22 protein-coding genes are annotated in these 21,840 nt (G+C 54.8%); all 22 read right to left on the reverse strand.

What is annotated here, in order from left to right; translation table 11 throughout:
- Positions 1–42 precede the first annotated feature (42 nt).
- Positions 43–804 carry a glycosyltransferase family 2 protein gene (locus tag GHH_RS13585; RefSeq protein WP_015375545.1) on the reverse strand — a complete coding sequence of 254 codons (762 nt, stop codon included), beginning with the start codon at positions 802–804 and terminating at the stop codon, positions 43–45.
- Entirely contained in the window at positions 761–2,257 is a 1,497-nt protein-coding gene (locus GHH_RS13590) for an alkaline phosphatase family protein (RefSeq protein ID WP_015375546.1), read from the reverse strand. Before GHH_RS13590 ends, GHH_RS13585 begins: the two co-directional genes overlap by 44 nt.
- Complete coding sequence (locus GHH_RS13595; protein WP_033005937.1) at positions 2,254–3,183, reverse strand: lysylphosphatidylglycerol synthase transmembrane domain-containing protein; 930 nt, start codon at positions 3,181–3,183, stop codon at positions 2,254–2,256. Before GHH_RS13595 ends, GHH_RS13590 begins: the two co-directional genes overlap by 4 nt.
- The gene (locus GHH_RS13600) at positions 3,173–4,117 is read right to left on the reverse strand and encodes an NAD-dependent epimerase/dehydratase family protein (protein ID WP_041470568.1); all 945 of its coding nucleotides are present in this window, start codon (positions 4,115–4,117) and stop codon (positions 3,173–3,175) included. Before GHH_RS13600 ends, GHH_RS13595 begins: the two co-directional genes overlap by 11 nt.
- A 219-nt stretch (positions 4,118–4,336) precedes the next feature.
- Positions 4,337–5,542, reverse strand: coding sequence for a hypothetical protein (locus GHH_RS13605; RefSeq protein WP_015375549.1), 1,206 nt, complete (start codon positions 5,540–5,542; stop codon positions 4,337–4,339).
- A gap of 142 nt (positions 5,543–5,684) precedes the next feature.
- Entirely contained in the window at positions 5,685–6,803 is a 1,119-nt protein-coding gene (ssuD, locus tag GHH_RS13610; protein WP_015375550.1) for an FMNH2-dependent alkanesulfonate monooxygenase, read from the reverse strand.
- 13 nt (positions 6,804–6,816) lie between these two features.
- Positions 6,817–7,359, reverse strand: a complete 543-nt coding sequence (gene ssuE / locus GHH_RS13615; RefSeq protein WP_015375551.1) for an NADPH-dependent FMN reductase — start codon at positions 7,357–7,359, stop codon at positions 6,817–6,819.
- 149 nt (positions 7,360–7,508) lie between these two features.
- On the reverse strand, positions 7,509–8,327 hold the full coding sequence (locus GHH_RS13620) for an aliphatic sulfonate ABC transporter substrate-binding protein (RefSeq protein WP_015375552.1): 819 nt from the start codon (positions 8,325–8,327) through the stop codon (positions 7,509–7,511).
- 6 nt (positions 8,328–8,333) lie between these two features.
- Positions 8,334–8,501 carry a hypothetical protein gene (locus tag GHH_RS19565; RefSeq protein ID WP_236612569.1) on the reverse strand — a complete coding sequence of 56 codons (168 nt, stop codon included), beginning with the start codon at positions 8,499–8,501 and terminating at the stop codon, positions 8,334–8,336.
- The gene (locus GHH_RS13625; protein ID WP_015375553.1) at positions 8,502–9,284 is read right to left on the reverse strand and encodes an ATP-binding cassette domain-containing protein; all 783 of its coding nucleotides are present in this window, start codon (positions 9,282–9,284) and stop codon (positions 8,502–8,504) included.
- A 77-nt stretch (positions 9,285–9,361) separates the two neighbouring features.
- Positions 9,362–10,168: an aliphatic sulfonate ABC transporter permease SsuC gene (gene ssuC, locus GHH_RS13630; protein ID WP_020755574.1), complete on the reverse strand. Its 807-nt coding sequence runs from the start codon at positions 10,166–10,168 to the stop codon at positions 9,362–9,364.
- Positions 10,169–10,305: 137 nt separating this feature from the next.
- Positions 10,306–11,307 carry a sulfonate ABC transporter substrate-binding protein gene (locus GHH_RS13635; protein ID WP_015375555.1) on the reverse strand — a complete coding sequence of 334 codons (1,002 nt, stop codon included), beginning with the start codon at positions 11,305–11,307 and terminating at the stop codon, positions 10,306–10,308.
- A gap of 237 nt (positions 11,308–11,544) precedes the next feature.
- Positions 11,545–11,859, reverse strand: coding sequence for a thioredoxin (trxA, locus tag GHH_RS13640; RefSeq protein ID WP_015375556.1), 315 nt, complete (start codon positions 11,857–11,859; stop codon positions 11,545–11,547).
- A gap of 151 nt (positions 11,860–12,010) precedes the next feature.
- Positions 12,011–12,988 carry an electron transfer flavoprotein subunit alpha/FixB family protein gene (locus GHH_RS13645; protein ID WP_015375557.1) on the reverse strand — a complete coding sequence of 326 codons (978 nt, stop codon included), beginning with the start codon at positions 12,986–12,988 and terminating at the stop codon, positions 12,011–12,013.
- 65 nt (positions 12,989–13,053) lie between these two features.
- Positions 13,054–13,830: an electron transfer flavoprotein subunit beta/FixA family protein gene (locus GHH_RS13650; RefSeq protein WP_013144555.1), complete on the reverse strand. Its 777-nt coding sequence runs from the start codon at positions 13,828–13,830 to the stop codon at positions 13,054–13,056.
- A gap of 65 nt (positions 13,831–13,895) precedes the next feature.
- Positions 13,896–14,669, reverse strand: coding sequence for an enoyl-CoA hydratase (locus GHH_RS13655; protein ID WP_015375558.1), 774 nt, complete (start codon positions 14,667–14,669; stop codon positions 13,896–13,898).
- A gap of 25 nt (positions 14,670–14,694) precedes the next feature.
- Complete coding sequence (locus tag GHH_RS13660) at positions 14,695–15,282, reverse strand: TetR/AcrR family transcriptional regulator (protein ID WP_011232163.1); 588 nt, start codon at positions 15,280–15,282, stop codon at positions 14,695–14,697.
- A gap of 59 nt (positions 15,283–15,341) precedes the next feature.
- Positions 15,342–17,042, reverse strand: coding sequence for a long-chain-fatty-acid--CoA ligase (locus GHH_RS13665; protein WP_015375559.1), 1,701 nt, complete (start codon positions 17,040–17,042; stop codon positions 15,342–15,344).
- 77 nt (positions 17,043–17,119) lie between these two features.
- Entirely contained in the window at positions 17,120–17,284 is a 165-nt protein-coding gene (locus tag GHH_RS19220; protein WP_013144552.1) for a hypothetical protein, read from the reverse strand.
- 14 nt (positions 17,285–17,298) lie between these two features.
- Positions 17,299–17,706: a DUF350 domain-containing protein gene (locus tag GHH_RS13670; protein ID WP_015375560.1), complete on the reverse strand. Its 408-nt coding sequence runs from the start codon at positions 17,704–17,706 to the stop codon at positions 17,299–17,301.
- Between the two features lie 14 nt (positions 17,707–17,720).
- Positions 17,721–20,075 carry an endonuclease MutS2 gene (locus GHH_RS13675; protein WP_371198452.1) on the reverse strand — a complete coding sequence of 785 codons (2,355 nt, stop codon included), beginning with the start codon at positions 20,073–20,075 and terminating at the stop codon, positions 17,721–17,723.
- Positions 20,076–20,095: 20 nt separating this feature from the next.
- Entirely contained in the window at positions 20,096–21,820 is a 1,725-nt protein-coding gene (polX, locus tag GHH_RS13680) for a DNA polymerase/3'-5' exonuclease PolX (protein ID WP_015375562.1), read from the reverse strand.
- Positions 21,821–21,840: the final 20 nt, after the last annotated feature.

The raw sequence follows: 21,840 nt of genomic DNA on the forward strand, positions 1-21,840 counted from the left end.
TGTCAATATTGGAAAAATGGCCGGCGGCCCAAGGCGGCCGCCTCACGAACAATGGCGCTCCCGCTCCAAAGAAAGCAGATGCGCTTTTCGGTCAATGACCGCTTTTGTTACCGGGCGGCGCATTTCCTTCCAGATGGCCGGGATGACCGCGGTCATATAGGCGGTGAACTTGATGAACGAACGGCCGGTCGTCCGCACTTGGTAGCGGATCGGCACTTCCTTTAGTCGAAACCCTTTGCGCACTAAGTTGAGCGTCAACACTTGGGCGTAATTGTAATCGTGGATGATTTCCGCCTCTTCCATCGCTTGGCGGGAAAACGCGCGCATGCCGGATTGCCCGTCGTACAGCCGCTGGCCGAGCAGGAGCGACTGCAGCCACGTAAAGGCATAGTTGCCGAGGCGGCGGTGCCATTTCATGCCGCGAATCGTGCCAAGGAAGCGCGAGCCGATCGTATAGTCGGCCTCACCGGCGAAAATCGGCGCCAAAAGGTCAGGAATTTGTTCCGGCGGATATTCGTTATCGGCATCGATCATCACGCCGATATCCGCGCCAAGACGGACACACTCTTTGAGCCCTCGCCGCACCGCCGCCCCGAGGCCGCGGTTTTCCGGCCAGCGGCAAATGTAATCGGCTCCCGCTTCTTGCGCCGCTTCAGCAGTCCGGTCGGTCGACCCGTCATCAATGACCAAGACGCTGACCTCTACATCGGGATGGAAATGACGCGGAATGCGGCGAATCACCTCTCCGATCGCCCCTTCCTCATTGTGCGCCGGCAAAAAAACGATGACGTGTTGCTGTTTCATCGCTCTCCTCCTTTCGCATCGCTTCGATCAAAACCGGGCCGCGGCTATGGCTTGGATACGGCGCGCCAAGCAAATAGGCGATCGTCGGCGCCAGCGAGACGAGGCTTCTTTTCTCATCAACCCGTTTCCCTGCCTCAATCGCCGGACCGTACATGAAAAACGGCACATACCGCTCCCCTTCATCGAGATGGCCGTGGCCGCCGATGCCATCCGCTTGGCCATGGTCGGCGCAGACGATCAGCGTCGCGCGCTCAAGCTCGCCTCGCTCCTCAAGCCAGGCGACAAACTCGGCGATCAGCGCATCGGCTTCTTCAATTTTTTCAATATACTCGTCATACAGCACCCCGCGGCTATGGCCGGTCTGGTCGGTGGCGATCAATTGTACGACAAGCAAGTCCGGGTGCTGCTCTTCCACAATGCGTTTCGCCCGCTCGATAATATAGCGGTCAGCTAGTTCGTTAGGCATGACGGCCGTCACCGTTTCGACATCATCTCCGAACGAATCGACCAAATGAGCGATGCCAAGCAAGCGGCCTGTTTTCCCTACTTTGCGGAGCGAGTCAAAGATCGTTTCCACTTTCGCTCCGAGCTTCCATACCATATTCGAGCGAATCCCGTGCTCAAACGGATACGTGCCCGTCAACATCGATGTAAAGCAAACGACCGTACGCGCCGGGTACACGGTCTCCATTTGCGCAAATTCCGTCCCTTGCGCGCGCAGCCGTTTCAAAAACGGGGCGTTGGCCGCTTCAAACCGGTCTTTGCGCATCCCATCAATCACGATGACATACACTTTGTCACTGATCGGCACGGTTGGACTCGGCACATTGTTCGTATAAGTCGGAATGATCTCGGGCTGCCAGTCGAACAAATTCCGATGCAAAATCCATGAAAACAGCCACACCAAAGCAGCAAACAGCCAAAGCGCCCCGCACAGCGGCGCCAAATCCGCCCCTCGTTCCACTTGGATCGACGCATATTCCCAAACAGATAAAAGGAGAAAGACTTTCGGCAGCTGCTCTTGAGCGTTGCCGCTCGTCGAATCGCTGTTTTTCAGCACGAGCTTCCAAAAGCGGGTGAAATTCCACCATGACGTGCCGATGCGCAAATGGTAATAGAGCGTTCCCCAAAAAAAGACGGTAAAGAAAAAGTAAAGCCCCGACGCCAACAGCAGCAGCGCCGCATCAGCAAACGACCAAACGATGAGAAACACAACGTAAGGAATCCATAAATAATTGCGCAAAAACAGCGGATAATCATAGACATAGTAGATGACAAACAGCGGCAGCGCCGCCGCCAGACCAAGCATCCATCCCCATGAGCCGCCCATCCAATCAGCGGCATGGTAGATCGTCATCGTTCCCGCGACAAAAATCGGCGTAAACGGCTTTCCTTCATTCAGCAAATTCCAGCAGCGCGCCGCCATTTTTTCGAATCGTGACGCTTCTTTCATCGCCTCTCCCTTTCCTTTTTCCATACACCCCGCACCATCTGCCAATCGGACCGCCAAAGCAACAATACCATGGCCCCGGCGGCGTAAGAAAACAAAAACTTAAACGCATGGGTCAACACTGCCGCCGCATACGCTTTCTCCCATGGTGCGCCGAGCCGGGTCAACGCAAACGCCATCACCGCCTCATACGTTCCGATCCCGCCGGGGACGACTTGGGCGATCTGGCCGGAAACGGCCGCGCTGTTTGCCCACACCGCCTGTCCAAAGGAAAGCGGGATGCCGACTGCTTTGGCGATCACGCCAATGACGGCCGCTTCACACAACCAGCTCGCCGCCACAGCCGCAGCGATCTCCGCGCCGCGGCGGCCCTGCAACACCGTCCGCCATCGGCGCCATAACCGTTCGAGGCGGAGCGGACGGCGAAACATCACGAGCACAAGCGCCCCCCCTGCGGCAGCGGCCGCCCCCACCAGCGGAAGGCCGGGAATCCGATGCATGTACACATACACCCCCGCTGCCGCAAAACCGCCCAGCACCGCCATGTCCAATAACCGCATGACCGCAACCGACTCGATCGCCTCAGCGGCGGAAACACCCGGCTGGCGGGCAAGCACAGCGACGCGGGCGGCATCGCCCATTTTGACGGGGACGAGATGATTGATCAACAAGCTGAGCAACACCCCACGCCAATAGACGGCAAAGGCGATCGGTTTCCCGACATATTGCTTCCATGCCCATGCCCGCAGCCAAAAGGACGCGCCATACACGAAAACGGCGGCAGCCATATCCGCCGGATGGCGGGCCAGCCCGGCGAGATGCCGAAGCAACGCACGGCCGTCAAAATAGCGATACGTCATCCAACCAAACAGAACAACCATGGCCACCCCGGCGGCCTGCAGCCCCGCCTTGGCCGCCCTACCGCTCATATTCGCGCGCCCACGCCACCGTGCGGGCGAGCCCTTCGGCAAACGCCACCTTCGGCTTGTAACCAAACGCCCGCTCCGCCTTTGTGATGTCCGCCCATGTCGCTTTCACATCGCCTTTCCGCTCCGGCGCGTGCACGATTTTCATATCGGGAAAGTGCTTCCGCAACTCAGCGAGCAGCTGCTCCATGGTGACGGGCGCCCCGGCGCCCAAGTTGAACACTTCGCTTCGCCCGCCGCTGCGGTGAAGCGCCGCGGCCATGCCGGCGACAATATCATCGATGTACGTATAATCGCGCGCCGTCCCCTTGCCATACACGACAATCTCCTCGCCCACCAACAATCGGCGCAAAAACGTGCCGATCGCCATATCCGGACGACCCCACGGCCCGTAAACGGTGAAATAGCGGAAAATCGTCATTTGGTAGCCATACAAATGGGCATAGGCATGACAAAACGATTCCGCTCCGTATTTCGCCGCCGCATACGGCGACACGACGCGGCCATCAGCCATTTCTTCTTTCAGCGGCACGTTGCCGCGGTCGCCATAGACGGATGACGACGAAGCAAACAGCACATGGCTGACTCCCGCTTCCCCCGCCGCCGCCAACACATTGACCGTCGCTTTGATGTCATAATCGATATACGCGAACGGCTCCTCGAGGGAATACGGCACGCCCGGCAGCGCCGCCAAATGGTAGACGACATCGGGGCGAAACTCGACCAGCCACCTTTTCGTTCGCTCCCCATCAAGCAAATCCAAGCGGACAAGCGGCACCCGACCGCCGGTGAGTGTCTGAAACTGCCGCGCTTTCCGTTCGGCAGGATAATAGGGATGAAAACAATCCACTGCAGCCACGTCATATCCGAGTCCGCTTAACCGGGCGGCTAGATGGCTGCCAATAAATCCGGCTCCTCCAGTGACAACGATTTTCAACGGTTTCACCCCATTACAAAATGGACTATCCATCAGCATCTTACCACAGCCGCTCGGAAAAGTCGCGGCGTCATGAAAAAAACCAAACGTTTCCGGACAGACGGCTGCCCTGAAGGCACACAAGCTGCCTGACATCCACCCTCGAGCACTCTGCCGACATCAAATCTGCTGCCTCCTTCGTCAAACAAGGGCGTCCACAGGACGCCCTTGTTTGCTAGGTTATTTCGCTTTTTCGATCACTTGTTGCAGGGCGGCTTCAATTTGCGGCAGCCATTTGTCACCCTCAGCTTTGTTTTTTGCCTTTGCCGCCTCTAGGTAGCGTGTCGCCTGTTCGTTCAAGTCGGTGTATGCTTTGTCGCCGAGCAGCGTTTTGATATCCTGTTCGATCATGTTAATAAAGAGCGCGCCTTCTAAGGCGGTGATCACCGACTTGTCTTGCCCCCAATTTTCTTTGCTTTCTTCATATTCGTGAAGCGCCACTTTCGCCCATCCGCGCACGAACGCATGGTTCACCGCTTTCGGATCGAGCGTTTTGACATCGGTTTGCAGGTCAAACTGTTTCAAAATGTAGTCCGCCTCCTCCGCAGCATGCCGTTTCATATACGGATAGACGGATTGATAAAACGCCCAGCCTTCCGCCTGTTCCACTTTCGCGTCTTCCGCGTTTTCTTTCGCCTCGGCTGCCGCCTTCGCTGCATAACCGTGCGGCAGCGCTCCGCTCGCTAAATAGAATGTTTTCATCAATGTTTTGTCCACGACTTGCTTGCCGAGGGCAAATGAGAGCGCATCATCGTTTTGCACCGCTTGCTCCATTTGGGCAAACGCCCCGTTGATCGCGTCAACCAACTTCGTTCCGTAAGCCACATCGCGCTTTTCCACGGTCGACTGCAAAATCGCGTAAAATGCCTTCGCTTCCTCAAGCTCTTCCTTTACTTCTTCCTTATTGGCCCAATGCTCTTCTGCTTCGGTAAACTCATGTTTGATCGTCGTGTAAAACACTTTTTGCATCAGCTTGTCAAAAATTTGCTTGACAACCAACGGCTCAAGCGACCCGTCTTTGCCGGCGGCCAGTGCGTTGGTAATATGTTGGTCAAGCGTATCTTCAAATTCCGCGTCACGTTTTTGTACAAGCGGCTGCAGCTTTTCTTTGTAGATGCTCTCCACTTTGCCGAAGTCGACCGCCCCGCCTTGCTTCGCCTTCTCAAGCTCCGCGAGCGCTTCGCTGAACGCTCCCGCATAATCGACTTCCGCTTCTTCCTTCTCGTTCTCCGTCTTCTCTTCCTCTTTCGGCTTTTCTTGTTTTTCCACAGCCGTTTGGTTGCTGCTTTCTTTTTCTGTTCCCGCCGTCTGTTTGCTCTGGCCGCACGCGCCAAGCGCCAACGCCGCGGCGGCGAACACGGCGAGCCACTTCCATTTCCATGACATGATCGATCCCCCCATAGACCATTAAAAATGATAATCAATATCACACAAGCACGATTATAAAAGAACATGAATTTCAAAGTCAATCAAAAATAAAAAAGGATGGATGCTCTTTTGCAGCGCATCCCCCCTTTTTTAGAACCGATCACACCTTAATCACATTTGGAAAAAACTCGTGACCCACTACCTCGCTGCGAATGGAAGAAGAAGGAACATCCAATGACAACAACGGGAATAACAATTCCGCCACGCGATACGCCTCTTCCAAATGCGGATAACCTGATAAAATGAAGTAACGGATGCCGAGTTGCTCGTATTCACGGAGACGTTCAGCCACTGTTTCCGGATCACCGACAAGCGCGGTGCCCGCGCCGCCGCGAACGAGCCCAATCCCCGCCCAAAGGTTTGGGCTGATCTCCAACGACTCTTTCCTCCCCCTGTGCAGCTCGCGCATCCGTTGCTGCCCGACAGAGTCATAACGGGAAAACACCCGCTGCGCCTCTTCAATCGTCCGGTCATCTACATACTGAATCAATCGCTCTGCCGCTTCCCACGCTTCTTTTTCTGTTTCGCGAACAATGATGTGGAGACGAATGCCAAATTCGATTTCTCTCCCTTCTTGGCGAGCGAGTTCCCTTACCCGTTCTATTTTTTCTTTCACCTGTCTAGGCGGCTCCCCCCAAGTCAAGTAGACGTCCGCATGGCGGGCGGCAACCTGTTGGCCGGCATCCGACGATCCGCCGAAAAAGAGGCGCGGATACGGTTTTTGCACAGCCGGGAACAACAATTTCGCCCCTTTGACTGACACGTGCTTTCCTGCAAACGTCACTTCTTCTCCTTCCAGCAATCGGCGCCAAATCGTCAAAAACTCGTCCGTCGCTTCATACCGTTCGTCATGTGACAAAAACAGCCCATCCCCCGCCAACTCAACGGGGTCGCCGCCGGTGACGACATTTACAAGCAGCCGGCCATCGGAAATGCGATCGAACGTGGAGGCCATGCGCGCCGCCAATGTTGGCGTCATCAATCCTGGGCGAACAGCGACAAGAAAACGCAATCGCCTCGTTTCCGCTGCCAGCGCTGCCGCCAACAGCCATGGATCTTCGCACGATTTCCCCGTTGGAATGAGCACCCCTTCGTATCCCAATCGATCAGCCGCTTGGGCCACTTGTTTGAAATAGCTGTATTCCGGCGAGCGGCCGCCTTTTGCCGTCCCTAAATACCGTCCGTCGCCATGAGAAGGAATAAACCAAAGGACTTTCATATTGTTTTCCTCCTTATCTCATGATCGTTTTTTCAGAGCCATGGGAAATGGAATGAATCACCTCTTCCATCCTCGACAACAAGTCGTCCGAAAACACGAGGCGGCCTTCGTCATCATGCCCCAATGTCCAATCCAAAATAAAGACGCCATGCAAGATTTCCCGCGCTCCCAAAATGGAGAAAATGGGTTTGAGCGCGTATTCGAGAGCCAACAGATGAGCAATGGTCCCCCCCGTAACAATCGGCACAACTAGCTTCCCAGCAAACGCCTTTTCCGGCAGCAAATCCAAATACGCTTTTAAAATGCCGGTGTAACTTCCCTTATACACTGGACTTAGTACAACCACCACTCGTGACTGGCGGATCCAATCATGTGTTTTCACAATCGAATCGCTTGATGAATGCGCATAAAGCAAATCTTCCGCCGGCAAATCGCGCAATCGGATGAAATATACCGTATGGCCGATCCGTTGCAATTGCTCGCTCACCCATTCGGCCACTCGATTCGTTTTCGAGGCGCGCGACGGACTTCCAGAAATAATGGCCACCGTTGTCATTTGTTTTCCCCCCACATTCTTTTATGCCCCGCTGTCCTTAACATCCCCTTGGAAGAGCGTTGTTCAAGGGGAATTCGGCTTTTCACAATGCCCTATCATTTTCAGTGGAACAGCTTGTATTGATGAAGTGTGAATGTTACAGGATTTCCTTATTGTCCCTTTATGACGACCACAGCGTCTTCCACTTTGACCCGTTTTGGAATCACCCCGGCCTCATAAAAACGATCCGCAATGCGTTTCTGGGCGTCGACCACCTCCTTCGTCAGCGGAAACACCCCATATCCTCTTCGGCTCAACGTCCGTTTCCAAATCTCTTCGCCAATTTTCGTTTCTTTAGCCAATAGTTTGGCGGCTTCATCGGGAGAGGAGTGGATTTCTTGATGAACTTTATTCAGTTGTGCAATGACCGTCTTCGCTACATCTGCATACTGCTTCACATACCCATTCCGTCCTACGATAAATCCATATTGTTTGGGAAGTCCTTTCGCATCCATCAAAATGCGCGCACCGCCGTTCACTTCGGCATCGGCCAAGAACGGATCCCAAATGACCCAGGCGTCCACATCACCACGCTCAAACGCAGTTCGCGCTTCAGACGGCTGCAAATACACCGGAGTAATGTCGTTAAGTGTCAATCCAGCTGTCTCTAATGCCGTCAATAGTGTATAATGGGCGCTTGATCCTTTGCCGAAAGCCACTTTTTTTCCTTTCAAATCAGCAACGGTTTGAATCGACGATGTTTTGGGCACAATGATCGCCCGCGCAACTTCCGGTTCGTAGGCAAGATACACCAACTGTGAATCCGGGTTCGCCTGCGCCAACACCGCGGGAGCCCCGCCGACATAACCGATGTCGATTTGTCCGGCATTCAACGCTTCCAGAAGGGGGGGACCGGATTGGAATTCAAACCATTTGACTTGAACACCATGCTTTTGTAATTGTTTTTCCAAGTATCCTTTTTCTTTCAAAAATAGTCAAAACGATGATTTTTGATAGCCAATATGCAGCTCTTTCGGCCATGAATCGGCTGACGCCGAATCCTTGGACGAGGCGGGGGAGGCGCCTCGTTCTTGCCCGCAAGCCGCCAGCAGCAGGCATAAGCATGCGCTTAACACAGATAGCCAAACCAACCGTTTTTTCATCTACAACGCCCTCCTTTTCTCACCGATGGAAACTGAAGCGATCGCTCTCTCCTCCGGCTTTGTGCCTAAAATGCGACGCAAAATCGTATCCACCAAATCGGCGAACGCCGCATCGCCGCGCTGGCGCGGCCGCGGCAGACGCACAGGCACATCAAGTGTGCACACCCCGTCTTCGATGAGGATTACTCGATCCGCCAGCATCACCGCTTCATCAACATCGTGCGTAACAAGCAAAGCCGTAAACTTCTGTTCAAGCCAAAGCCGTTCAATGAGACGCTGCATGTCAATCCGAGTGAGCGCATCAAGAGCTCCAAGTGGTTCATCGAGCAACAGTAGCTGCGGATGGCTGATGAGGGCGCGGGCAAGGGCCACGCGCTGGCGCTGTCCTCCTGACAGCACGGTCGGCCAATCGTCCGCACGGTCAGCCAGCCCCACTTGCTCGAGCACCTCCAGCGCTTTCGGCTCCCATTCCCCTTTCAATCCGAGCCCGACGTTATCCATGACGCGCCGCCACGGCAGCAAGCGGGCGTCCTGAAACATGACACGTGCCTTCTCATTGAGCCCACGCAGCTCCTCCCCATCCACCAGGATCCGGCCGGACGTCGGCTCCTCCAATCCGGCGGCCAAGCGCAACAGAGTGCTTTTGCCGCATCCGCTGCGGCCAATGATGGCGACAAACTCTCCCCTCTTCACCACCAAATTGACGCGGCGCAACGCGTGTTTGTCCCCAAACTGTTTTCCCACTTGTTCCAAAATCAACTCCGCCCCTCGTCCCGGTCCCATTCATTGATCCTCCTTCCAACATTCGTTTCCAAGCCTTATGGACATTTGTTGAAGCGCCTGACATTGTTTGGCGATTTTCATATATGCTGATAATTGACGTTCCAACGAAGCCATCTTCTTTCTAGAAAACGGGCGATGCTGTCGGCCAGCTTGCCGAACAGCGCGTAAAGCAAAATGCTGAAAACAACGACATCGGTCTGCATAAACTCGCGCGCATTCATGGCCAAATATCCAATGCCGCGGTCGGCCGCGATCGTTTCCGCGACGATGAGCGTCAACCACATAATGCCAAGGGCATAGCGCAATCCAACTAAAATCGAAGGCAACGCACCAGGCAGCCAAATGCGCCAAAACAGCTGCCATGGTCCAAGCCCATAGACGCGCCCCATTTCCAGCAAGCCGGCGTCGACATTGCGGATGCCGTGCAAGGTGTTGACATACATCGGGAACAGCACGCCTAACGCGACAAGAAACACTTTCGCCTCCTCTCCAATGCCAAACCATAAGATAACGAGCGGGATCAATGCTAAATGCGGAATATTGCGAATCATTTGGATCGATGTGTCCAACAATCGCTCAGCCGGACGAAACACTCCATTGAGCAAGCCGAGAAGAAATCCGATCGATCCGCCGATGGCAAAGCCAGTCAGCGCTCTCCAAAAACTGACGGACAAATGTTTCCATAATTCTCCGTTCGAAGCAAGATTCCACGCCGCAACAATCACATCAGTCGGCGCCGGCAGCACTCGCGAAGACAGCCAACCAGCTGCTGCTGCCGCTTGCCATGCAGCGAGTAGACCGATCGGCAACGCCCACGGCACAGCCTTCCCCCCAGCCCATCCCGTCCACCTTGATAATTTCACTTCATTTCCACTCCTTTCCATCGATTCTCGTCCAAAAGTTGTCTGCCCTTTCAGCCTGTTGGATGACGCATTCGAACCTAACCACGATCATGTTGTCAAGGAGGCAGACCGGCTTTCTATCATACATTCAGCCTCTCATCACTCTTGTGCGCATTTCTTCATTTCCCCTCACGCCAAACCGCCTCTTTCACGTCTATTTTCTTTGGCAGCAGCCCTAACTGAAAAAACTGGTCGGCGATTTGCTGCTGTTGAGCCACGACTTCATCGGTGACCGGCTCAATGTTGTATGTGCGCCGTTTGGCTGCCGTCTCCAGCGCCTGTTCATCAATGCCGAGCTCCGGAGCCAAAAACGCGGCTACTCCTTTCGGATCATTGCTTGCCCAGCGATCGACCTTCTTCAGCTCTTCCAAAATGATGTTGACAACATCCGCATGCTTTTCCGCAAACGATCGAGAAGCAAAGAAAAACTCCCGGTTGGCTGCTAATCCTTGCCCGTCTGCTATGACACGCGCTTTTCCGCCTTGCTCCGCCGCGGCGTAGAACGGATCCCAAATGACCCACGCATCGACGCTTCCTTGCTCAAAAGCAGCGCGCGCGTCTGCGGGAGGCAAATAAACGGGCTGGATGTCAGAAAGTTTCAATCCTGCTTTTTCCAACGCCTGGACAAGCAAATAGTGAACGTTCGATCCTTTGTTCAACGCCACTTTTTTCCCTTTCAAGTCCGCGATCGTGCGAATTGGCGAATTTTTGGGGACTAAAATCGCTTCAGCAGCCGGATTCGGCGGCGTGGTCGCCACGTATAAAAGCGGTGTTCCAGCTGCTTGGGCAAATACAGGCGGCGCTTCACCTGTATGGCCAAAATCCAAGCTGCCCGCGTTCATCGCCTCAAGCAGTTGGGGCCCACCGGGAAACAGCGACCATTGCACCGTATACCCCAACTTTTTCAATCGTTTTTCCAAATCCCCGCGCGCTTTTAGCATATTGAGCGTGCCATATTTTTGATAGCCGATCCGAATGACCTCGCTTGCTTCCCCTTTTTGCGACGAAGCAGATCCTTTGTCTTCCTTCCCGCTATGTGCGTCGCATCCGGAGCCCATCCATAACAAAAAGACGATGGCCAGCATCCATAGTGCTTTCTTCTGTTTTAACCATTGATCCATCATTGTCCCTCCTCGTTTTCCTCATCTAATTCGCAACGGAATAAAGCGAAGCGGCATCACCTCCCAAAAATAAACTATAACTATAGAAAAACTATGAATAAAAAATGTATAATTCCTATATAACCAATATGAATTGTTGGTTATTAATATAAAGAAAATGCTTCCTGTTGTCAATCATTTTTTGAGGCCATCAAAAAAATCCAGAGGTCCCTCCCTCTGGATTTTTGGTCATCGACATTACGCATGCTTGCTCACAAACTCCACAAGCGCCTCTTTCGGCTGATAGCCGATCGCTTTGTCGACAAGTTGGCCATCTTTGAACAGAAGCAGCGTCGGGATGCTCATGACGCCGAACTTCGACGCTGTTTCTTGGTTTTCATCGACATTCACTTTGACGATTTTCACTTTGTCGCCCATTTCGCGGTCAAGCTCTTCCAGCACCGGAGCGATCATGCGGCACGGTCCGCACCATGGCGCCCAAAAGTCAACGAGCGTGAGGCCGTCTTTCGTTTCTGCGGCGAACGTTTGGTCAGTGGCGTTGACAATCGCCATATGGATTCCCTCCCATCTTCTTGAATGCTGCAAGCAAAGTATACCATGGAATGCAAGTCGGCGCGAATGTTTTGCTTCGTTTCTACTATTCGCTTTTGCCGCGGAATTTATCCGTCAAAAAACGGACGGCTGCAGCCGCCCGTGTTGTTCATTACGAATGCACTTTCAGTTTTTTGAACTCTTCGGTGAGGAGCGGAACGACTTCGAACAAATCGCCGACAATGCCGTAGTCCGCGACTTTAAAGATGTTGGCTTCCGGGTCTTTGTTAATGGCGACGATGACTTTCGAGTTGGACATCCCCGCTAAATGCTGGATGGCGCCTGAGATGCCGCAGGCGATGTAAAGGTCCGGCGTGACGACTTTTCCCGTTTGTCCGATTTGCAGCGAGTAGTCGCAATAGCCGGCATCGCACGCCCCGCGCGAAGCGCCGACCGCGCCGCCCAACACTTCGGCGAGCTCTTTGAGCGGCTTGAAGCCTTCGGCGCTTTTGACGCCGCGGCCGCCGGCGACGATCACTTTCGCCTCGGTCAAGTCGACGCCTTCCGCCGTTTTGCGGACGACTTCTTTGACAATCGCGCGCAAGTCTTTAATCTCGACGGCGAGCGCTTCCACGCTGCCTGTGCGCGACTCGTCGCGCTCAAGCGGCGCGATGTTGTTCGGACGCACGGTCGCGAAGATGATGCCATCGGTGACAATTTTCTTTTCAAACGCCTTGCCGGAGTAGATCGGACGGGTAAAGACGATGTTGCCGCCTGCCTCTTCGACGGCGATGACGTCGGAAACGAGGCCGGCGTCGAGCTTGATGGCCAATTTCGGCGACAAGTCTTTGCCGAGCGCCGTATGGCCGAAGACGATGCCTTCCGGCTGCTCTTTGTCAATCACGGCTTTTAACGCTTGCGAATAGCCATCTGATGTATAAAATTTCAAATTCGGATGTTCGATGACGACGACGCGGTCGGCACCGCGGTAAATGAGTTCGTTCGCATGCGCCTGCACTTGGTCGCCGACGAGCACCGAGACGACTTCCCCGCCTTCGGCGATCGTTTTGGCCGCTGCAATGGCTTCAAACGAAACGTTCCGCAGCGATCCATCCCGCACTTCTGCTAAGGTCAATACTTTACGTGCCATGTTTCAGTCCCCCTATCCTTTGATTCCCCGTTGTGCTTCATCCGAACGCCGACAGCGGTTTCCGCTTATACCACTTTCGCTTCGGAGCGGAGCAGCTGAACGAGTTCCTTCACTTGATCAGCGATCTCGCCTTGCAAAATTTTGCCCGCTTCGCGCTTCGGCGGCAAGAACACTTCGATCGTTTTCGTTTTTGCTTCGACATCCTCTTCATCAAGATCCAGGTCGTCAAGCTCCAACTCGTCAAGCGGCTTTTTCTTCGCCTTCATAATGCCCGGCAACGACGGATAGCGCGGTTCATTCAGCCCTTGTTGAGCGGTGACAAGGAGCGGCAGCGACGTTTCGATGATTTCCTCATCCCCCTCGACGTCGCGCACAACGGTCACTTTGCCGCCGTCGGCAATGTCGAGCTTCGTGATCGTCGTCACATACGGAATGCCGAGCAATTCCGCAACGCGCGGGCCGACTTGCCCGGAACCGCCGTCAATAGCGACGTTGCCGGCTAAAATCAAGTCCGGGTTTTTGTCTTTTAAGTATTCAGCGAGCACTTTCGCCGTCGTATATTGGTCTTGTTCTTCGACATCATCGTCAATGTTGATGAGCACCGCTTTATCGCAGCCCATGGCGAGCGCCGTGCGCAGCTCTTTTTCCGCTTCCTCGCTGCCGACGGTGACGACCGTCACTTCACCGCCGTGTTTGTCGCGGACTTGAATGGCTTCTTCAATGGCGTATTCGTCGTACGGGTTGATGATGAATTCAGCGCCTTCCTCGTTGATCTTGCCATTGACGATGGAGATTTTTTCTTCCGTGTCAAAGGTGCGTTTCATCAACACAAAAATGTTCATGTCGTTCCCCTCCTCGGTTTGGTCGAACATTGTTTCATGTTCCAACATTCAGATATTTACAGGGATCATTTCCCTTTAAAGACAGGCGGCCGTTTTTCCAAAAACGCCTGCACGCCTTCTTTTGCATCCTCGGATCCAAACACGCGGCCAAACCATTCCGCTTCCTCGCGCACTGCCTCGGCAAACGATTTTTCCTTCGCGGCGTTGAGCAGTTCAATCGTCGCACGGACGGAAAGCGGACTTTTGGCGGCGATCTTTTTCGCCAACGCTTTTGCTTCATCAAGAAGCCGCTCTTCCGGCACCGCCTTGTTGGCAAGCCCCCATTCAACCGCTTCGAGTCCGGTGATCGGCTCGCTCGTCCACATCATTTCCGCCGCTTTGCCAAAGCCGACGTAGCGCACAAGCCGCTGCGTGCCAGCAAATCCAGGGATGATGCCAAGCTGCAGCTCCGGAAGGCCGAGTTTGGCGTTTTCCGCCACCACGCGAATGTGGCAGCTCATAGCCAGCTCCAACCCACCGCCTAATGCGGCGCCGTGAATCGCCGCAATGACTGGTTTGGAAAAGCGTTCGATCCGCTCCATCACGAGTTGGCCGTTGCGCGACAAGCCGGATGCCTCCTCAGCGGAAGCGATGGACGTGAATTCTTTAATATCGGCGCCGGCTGAGAAAAATCTTCCTTCGCCATGAAGCAGCACGACGCGTACTTCCGGATCGGTCTCGAGCTCGTCCAACACGGTTGAAAGCTCTTTCAAAACCGCTGATGAAAGGGCGTTCGCCGGCGGCCGCGAAAACGTCACGACGGCGACGAACTCCTCTTTCGCTATGCGAAAATGCTCCATGAAGCCTCTCCCCTTTCTGCCTTTCCTAACGCCCGGCGGCGCACCCTTTGACGAGCAGTTCGTACACCGGATCGGCGAGGGCGGCCAAGTCATACTTTTGCTCGTTCATCACCCACGTCGTCACCGTTTCATCAAGGGTGCCAAAGATCATTTGCCGAGTGAGCCGGACGTCTAAATCTTGGCGAAACTCCCCTTTTTCCATCCCCTCCATGATGATGCGGTCGATGAGCCGCAAATATCCTTTCAGCACCTCATTGATGCGATGGCGCAGCTCTTTGTTCGACTGGCGCAGCTCAAGCTGCGTCACGACCGCCATATGCGGATCAGCGGCGAGGGCGGAAAAATGAGTTTTCACCAATACATACAATTTCTCTAGGGGGCTTGAAATTCCTTCTGTCTCTTGTTCAATTTTCTCGATGAACGCCCCCATCTTTTCCTGAAAAAGCGAAATTAAAATATCCTCTTTGTTTTTAAAATAAAGGTAGATCGTGCCGTCGGCGACACCGGCCTGCTTGGCGATTTTCGACACCTGTGCTTGATGGTAGCCGTGCTCGGCGATGACGACGACGGCAGCGTCAATGATTTGCTTAAATTTCGGCTTTTCCCTCCGCAATATGGATTCTCCTTTTCTCACTTTCCATCCGCCAAATGAATGAACCATCATTCATATTTTCATTTTACGGGCAATTCTGCCGATTTGTCAAGCTTCTTTTTCTCCTCTTCCACCAACACGCGGCGCAAAATTTTGCCGACCGCCGTCTTCGGCAATTCGCTGCGGAACTCGTAGATGCGCGGCACTTTGTAAGCAGCCAGGCGCTGGCGCATAAACGCGTCAAGCTCCTGTTCGCTGCACATCTCCCCCGGCTTTAACACGACGAACGCTTTCACCGTCTCGCCGCGGTACGGATCCGGAACGCCGATCACGGCCGCTTCCTGCACTTTCGGGTGCTCGTACAGCGCTTCTTCGACTTCGCGCGGGTAAATGTTGTAACCGCCGGCGATAATGACATCTTTCTTGCGGTCGACGATATAAAAATACCCCCGCTCATCCATATAGCCGATGTCACCTGTATACAGCCAACCGTCGCGCAGCACTTGCTCGGTCTCCTCCGGACGGTTCCAATAGCCTTTCATCACTTGCGGCCCGCGCACGACGAGTTCTCCACGCTCGCCCGGCTTTGCTTCCTCACCCGTTTCCAAGGAAATGATTTTCGCGTCCGTATCCGGCCACGGAACGCCGATGCTTCCTTTCACCCGCTCCCCATCCCAAAGGAAGTTGCTGTGGGTGACAGGGGACGCCTCGGTCAACCCATAGCCTTCAATCAATTTTCCGCCCGTCACCCGTTCAAACTGCTCCTGCACCTCAACCGGCAACGGAGCGGAGCCGCTGATGCAGACGTTGATCGAGGATAAATCATATTTGGCCAAGTCGGGCTCATTCAACAAAGCGATATACATCGTCGGCGCGCCTGGGAACATCGTCGGCCGGGTGCGCTCGATTGCTTTTAATGTTTGCTTGACATCAAAGCGCGGGAGCAGCACCATTTTGCTCGCCATCATCACGGACAAATTCATCACCGTCGTCATGCCGTACACGTGGAAAAACGGAAGCACACCGAGCACCGTTTCTTTTCCTTTTTCGCATTTATACACCCAATGAGCGCACATGAGCGTATTGGCGATCAAATTGCGATGCGTCAACATGGCCGCTTTCGGATGCCCCGTCGTGCCGCCTGTATATTGCAGCAGCGCCACATCTTCCACCGGATCAATGTCCTCCCCGATCGGCGCCGTCTCTTTGCAGCTCATGATCGTGCGGAACAGATGAACAGTTTCGCTTTCCGCGATGCGGACAATCGGCATGTTTTGCTTCCGCTGCACAAGCGGATACAGCCATTTCTTCACCGTGGGCAAATAATCTTGCATTCTCGTGACAATCCAATGTTTGACTGGCGTCCTCCCTTTCACCTTTTCCGCCTTTGGATACAGAAGATCCATCGTCACGAGCACCGAGGCGCCGCTGTCGTTCAGCTGGTATTCAAGCTCATACTCGGTGTAAAGCGGATTCGTCTGCACGACGATGCCGCCGGCTAGGAGCGTCCCATAGTAGCTGATGACGGCCTGCGGGCAGTTCGGCAGCATCACCGCCACCCGATCCCCTTTTTTCAATCCGATCGTCCGCAAATAATGCGCGAATGTCAATGCTTGCTCGTACAGCTCGCGAAACGTCATCGTCTTTCCGAAAAAGTCGATCGCCTCATGGTCTCCGAATTGTTCCGCCGTCTCCCGCAAATAGTCGGAAAGCGTTTTCTTTGGATAGTCGAGCGTATGCGGAATCTCCGGCGGGTAGTGAGCGAGCCACGGTTTTTCCATCCCAATCCCCCCTTACTTCTATTTTATTTTACTTTTTCTAATTTTTCATCAAAAAAACGCCTCGCCTGAGCGAGACGTCACCAAAACCAGTACACCAAACCAACGAAGAAAAAGCACGCGCAAATGACAAACAAGATTTTCGCCAACACATCAACCGATCGGTTGCGCACGGCCATATAGACGATGCCGGCGATCAAAAGCAGTCCGACTGCGATCAACAACCATTTGACTACTGCGTTCATTCGTTTGTTCCCCTTTACTGAATCCCTTCGCCGATGACAAACGACAAACCGACGGAAATCACCATGGAAATCAAGCCGACGGCCCGGTTGTCATTGGCAATTTCGTCATCAATATTGAATTTCGGCGTCAAAAATTCGTAAATAAAGTACGCGGCCAGCAGAAGCAAAAACCCGTACAGCCCCCAGCCGATCATCGACGGCAGCGATTCATGGCGGGCGAGCGCATAGCGAAAAATGTTGGCGATGCCAAAAATCTTTCCGCCGGTTGCCATCGCCACCGCCACATTGCCTTTGCGAATCTCTTCCCAGTTTTTGTACTTCGTCACCAATTCAAATACGGCTAAAAAGACGACGATGCACAGCACGGCGACGCTGAAATTGGCCGCCGTTTTCACCATGTCGTGCTCCCAAAACGACGCCATTGCCATCGCCCCCATCATTTCAGTTCCACGATCGTCACCCCAGTGCCGCCTTCATTCGCCTCACCAAATCGGAAGCTTTTCACCGCCCGATGCTGCTTCAAAAACTGCTGTACTCCTTGGCGGAGCGCGCCCGTTCCTTTGCCGTGAATGATCGAAACACGCGCATAGCCAGCGAGCACAGCATCATCCAAGTACTTCTCAAGCCGAAGGAGAGCGTCTTCGTACCGTTCGCCGCGCAAGTCAAGCTCGAGGCTCACATGGGCGTCCTTGCCTTTCACCGTCGCAATCGGCGTCACGTCGTTCGCCGGCGCACTGCCGATATACTCCAAATCGCGTTCACGGATTTTCATTTTTAAAATGCCAAGCTGCACTTGCCATTCGTCGTCCGACACTTTTTCGATCAAGTAGCCTTTTTGGTTGAGGCTCGTCACCTTCACTTCATCACCCGGCTGGAACACATGGCGTGAAGCAGCCTTTTTCGCCTTTTTCCGCTTCTCCACTTTCGGCATAGCGGCAGCGAGCCGCTTTTTCGCCTCGACGAGCTCATGCTCTTTCACTTCCGCCTGCTTTTCTTTTTGCAAGCGGCGCAGCTCTTGAATGATCCGCTCGGCTTCGCGTTCCGCGGCGCGGATGATGTCGGCTGCTTTTTGCGTTGCTTCCGCCAGCCGCTCCGCTTTTTCTTCTTCGAGCTCTTCCCATTTTTGTTCCCATTCGGCGCGCAGACGCTCAGCCTCCTCCAGCGCCGCCCGCGCCCGCGCTTCCTCTTCCTCCGCTTGCTTTTTGCTCCGTTCAAGCGACGCGATCATGTTTTCGACGTTATGGCTTTCCGCGCTCACTTGCGCTTTCGCCCGCTCGATGATGCGTTCATCAAGCCCAAGGCGGCGCGAAATATCAAAGGCGTTGCTGCGGCCGGGGATGCCGATCAACAGTTTATACGTCGGGCGGAGCGTTTCGGTGTCAAACTCGACGCTCGCATTCACGACACCGGGGCGGTTGTAGCCGTACGCTTTCAATTCGGGATAATGCGTCGTCGCCACCGTCCGCGACCCGCGCCCGTGCACTTCATCCAAGATGGCGATCGCGAGCGCCGCCCCTTCCTGCGGGTCGGTGCCAGCCCCAAGCTCGTCAAACAGCACAAGGCTTTCACCATCGACATGGCGCAAAATGTCAACGATATTGACCATATGGGACGAGAACGTGCTCAAGCTTTGTTCGATCGACTGCTCGTCGCCAATATCGGCGAAAACGGAACGGAACACCGCTGCTTCCGATCCGTCGGCCGCCGGGATGAACAGCCCCGCTTGCGCCATGAGCGTCAACAAGCCGATCGTTTTTAACGTCACCGTTTTTCCGCCGGTGTTCGGCCCGGTGATGACGATCGTCGTATAGTCGCCGCCGAGTTCAATGTCATTCGGCACCGCCTTTTCTTGATCCAGCAGCGGATGGCGTGCCTGCAAAAAACGAAGATAGCCTCGGCTATTGACCGCTGGCTTCGCGGCTTGCAGCCGGCGGGCGTATTTCGCCTTGGCGAACGCAAAATCAAGCGCCGCAAGCGACTCAACCGCCCGCGCAAGCGGCTCGGCCTGCTCAGCGACTTTTGCCGAAAGTTCGCGCAAAATGCGTTCGATTTCTTGCTTTTCTTTCGCCCGCGCTTCGCGGAGCGCGTTGTTCAACTCGACGACCGCCTGCGGTTCAATAAACAGCGTCGCCCCGGACGCTGACTGGTCGTGGACGATGCCGCCGTAGGCGCCGCGATACTCTTGTTTCACCGGGATGACATATCGGTCATTGCGGATCGTAATGATGGCGTCCGACAGCCGCTTTTGCGCCGACGGCGAGCGGATGATGTTCTCGAGTTTCTCGCGGATGCGCGCTTCCACTGACCGAATTTGCCCGCGCAGCGAGCGGAGGCGGTCGCTTGCGGCATCCAACACTTCGCCATGGTCGTCGATCGAGCGGCGAATGTCATGTTCAAGCGCCGGCACCTCCACGAGCTCATCGGCATAAGTGGACAGACGGTCCAATCCCCCGTGCTCTTCATGCAGATCCATAATCAGCCGCTTCATTTGCCGGCTTGCGGCCGAGGTGGCCGCCACTTCAAGCAGCTCTTGCGGGCTGAGCGTGCCGCCGATCGCCGCCCGCTTGAGATGCGGACGGATGTCGACTACTCCGTCAAGCGGCGCATAGCCAGCAAGCCGCAAAACAGCGGCGGCTTCATCCGTTTCGTCAAGCCAGGCGGCCACCTCCTCCAAGTCAGAAGACGGTATGAGAGCGTCGATTTTTTCCAAACCGAGCGGCGAGGACGCATGCTCTGCCAACTGCTCTTTCACTTTATCGAACTCCAAGGTGTGAAGCACTTTTCGTTGCACGTATCTGACCCCCAGCTGATTCATTTCTTTCGTTTGTCGCGCAAAAACTGTTGCAGCTTTTCAAGCGGCCATGTGTTGATGACCGTTTCCTTATGGATCCAACCTTTTCTTGCCGTCGCTACGCCGATCGCCATATCCTCGAGCATGTCCAAATGGTGGGCGTCCGTGTTAATGGCAATATACGCCCCCGCTTCCTCGGCTTTTTTCACGTAGGCCGCCGACAAGTCGAGCCGGTTTGGGTTGGCGTTTAACTCAAGCACCGTGTTCGTCTCCGCCGCGAGCTCCACGAGCCGCTCGATATCGACGTCATAGCCGTCGCGCTGGCCGATCAGCCGCCCGGTCGGGTGGGCAATGACATCGACGTACGGGTGGCGAAGCGCCGCCTCCAACCGTTTCATGATCGTCTCGCGCGGCTGTTTGAACGCAGAGTGAATGGCGGCGATGACAAAATCAAGCTCCTTGAGCACGTCATCGTCGTAATCGAGCGTCCCGTCCGGCAAAATATCCATCTCAATGCCGGCCAAAATCGTAAAATCCGAATAGCGCGCGTTCAGCCGTTCGATTTCCTCGCGCTGGCGCCGCAATCGATCCGGGGTCAAGCCGTTGGCCACTTTCAAATAGTGCGAATGGTCGGTGATGGCGATATACCGGTAGCCGCGGCGGCGGCACGCCTCAGCGAGCTCCGCAAGCGAACACGACCCGTCGCTCCACGCCGAATGCATATGCAAATCGCCTTGAATGTCTTCAAGGCGCACAAGCGGCCGATCAGCGGAAAACCGCTCGATTTCCGTGCCATCTTCACGCAGCTCCGGTGGAATGTGCGGCAGCCCGAAATGGGCGTAAAACGCCGCTTCATTCGGGAACGTTTTCACTTCGCCTGTCGCTTCGTCTTCCACGCCGTATTCGCTGATTTTCTCGCCGCGCTCTTTGGCGAGTTGGCGCATGCGCACGTTATGCTCCTTCGATCCGGTGAAATGATGAAGCGCGGTCGCGAATTGCGCCTCGCTGACCAGCCGAAAGTCAACGGCCACTTCATCCTCATACTGGAAAAGAAGCGACACTTTCGTCTCCCCAGCGGCGAGCACCCCGCGGACGCGCTCAAAGCCGAGCAGCCCGTCGCGCACCGCAGCCGGACGGTCGGTAGCGATGACATAATCCAAATCTTTCACCGTTTCATTCAAGCGCCGCAAGCTGCCGGCCCGCGAGAAGCGAATCACGCCATCCAAACAAGCGAGCTGGCGTTCCATGTCCGCCGCGATCGCGAGCACCCGAGCGAGCGGCAGCCGCTCGGGGCGTTTGCCTGCCTTTTCAATGGCCGCAAGCAGCTTTTCTTCCGTTTTCGCGCCAAAACCGGCAAGCGCGCGCACTTTTCCAGCCAAGCACGCTTCTTTCAATCCGTCCATATCGACAATGCCAAGCTCCTGATGCAGCTTGGCGATTTTTTTGCCGCCAAGCCCCGGGATCTTAAGCAAGGAAAGAAGCGTTTCCGGAATATCGCGCTTTAATTCCTCGAGCACCGATGATGAACCGGTTTCGACAAACTCGGTGATGATCGCCGCTGTGCTTTTGCCGATGCCGGGAATGGCGGTGAAATCGCCAATTTCCGCGAGGCTCCGCTCATCCGTTTCCAAGGCGTTCGCCGCTTTGCGGAAGGCGTTGACCTTAAACGGATTTTCTCCTTTGATCTCCATATACAGTGCGATCGTTTCAAGCAGGCGGATGACCTCTTTTTTATGGACGCTCATCCCCGTTCCCTCCCTTTCCC

This window comes from Geobacillus sp. GHH01 (assembly GCF_000336445.1).
In the GTDB taxonomy this organism is placed as follows: Bacteria; Bacillota; Bacilli; order Bacillales; family Anoxybacillaceae; genus Geobacillus; species Geobacillus zalihae.

Coding starts and splice junctions, on each gene's coding strand:
- trxA (WP_015375556.1), bottom strand. CDS start 11,859: ATGGCGATTGTCAACGCCACTGACCAAACGTTCGCCGCAGAAACGAAA.
- GHH_RS13625 (WP_015375553.1), bottom strand. CDS start 9,284: ATGGGACCGGGACGAGGGGCGGAGTTGATTTTGGAACAAGTGGGAAAA.
- GHH_RS13670 (WP_015375560.1), bottom strand. CDS start 17,706: ATGGCGTCGTTTTGGGAGCACGACATGGTGAAAACGGCGGCCAATTTC.
- ssuC (WP_020755574.1), bottom strand. CDS start 10,168: ATGGAAAGGAGTGGAAATGAAGTGAAATTATCAAGGTGGACGGGATGG.
- ssuD (WP_015375550.1), bottom strand. CDS start 6,803: ATGAAAGTCCTTTGGTTTATTCCTTCTCATGGCGACGGACGGTATTTA.
- GHH_RS13650 (WP_013144555.1), bottom strand. CDS start 13,830: ATGAACATTTTTGTGTTGATGAAACGCACCTTTGACACGGAAGAAAAA.
- GHH_RS13605 (WP_015375549.1), bottom strand. CDS start 5,542: ATGTCATGGAAATGGAAGTGGCTCGCCGTGTTCGCCGCCGCGGCGTTG.
- GHH_RS13665 (WP_015375559.1), bottom strand. CDS start 17,042: ATGGAAAAACCGTGGCTCGCTCACTACCCGCCGGAGATTCCGCATACG.
- GHH_RS13635 (WP_015375555.1), bottom strand. CDS start 11,307: ATGGATCAATGGTTAAAACAGAAGAAAGCACTATGGATGCTGGCCATC.
- GHH_RS19565 (WP_236612569.1), bottom strand. CDS start 8,501: ATGAAAAAACGGTTGGTTTGGCTATCTGTGTTAAGCGCATGCTTATGC.
- GHH_RS13645 (WP_015375557.1), bottom strand. CDS start 12,988: ATGGCACGTAAAGTATTGACCTTAGCAGAAGTGCGGGATGGATCGCTG.
- GHH_RS13595 (WP_033005937.1), bottom strand. CDS start 3,183: ATGAGCGGTAGGGCGGCCAAGGCGGGGCTGCAGGCCGCCGGGGTGGCC.
- GHH_RS13655 (WP_015375558.1), bottom strand. CDS start 14,669: ATGGAGCATTTTCGCATAGCGAAAGAGGAGTTCGTCGCCGTCGTGACG.
- GHH_RS19220 (WP_013144552.1), bottom strand. CDS start 17,284: ATGAACGCAGTAGTCAAATGGTTGTTGATCGCAGTCGGACTGCTTTTG.
- GHH_RS13585 (WP_015375545.1), bottom strand. CDS start 804: ATGAAACAGCAACACGTCATCGTTTTTTTGCCGGCGCACAATGAGGAA.
- polX (WP_015375562.1), bottom strand. CDS start 21,820: ATGAGCGTCCATAAAAAAGAGGTCATCCGCCTGCTTGAAACGATCGCA.
- ssuE (WP_015375551.1), bottom strand. CDS start 7,359: ATGACAACGGTGGCCATTATTTCTGGAAGTCCGTCGCGCGCCTCGAAA.
- GHH_RS13590 (WP_015375546.1), bottom strand. CDS start 2,257: ATGAAAGAAGCGTCACGATTCGAAAAAATGGCGGCGCGCTGCTGGAAT.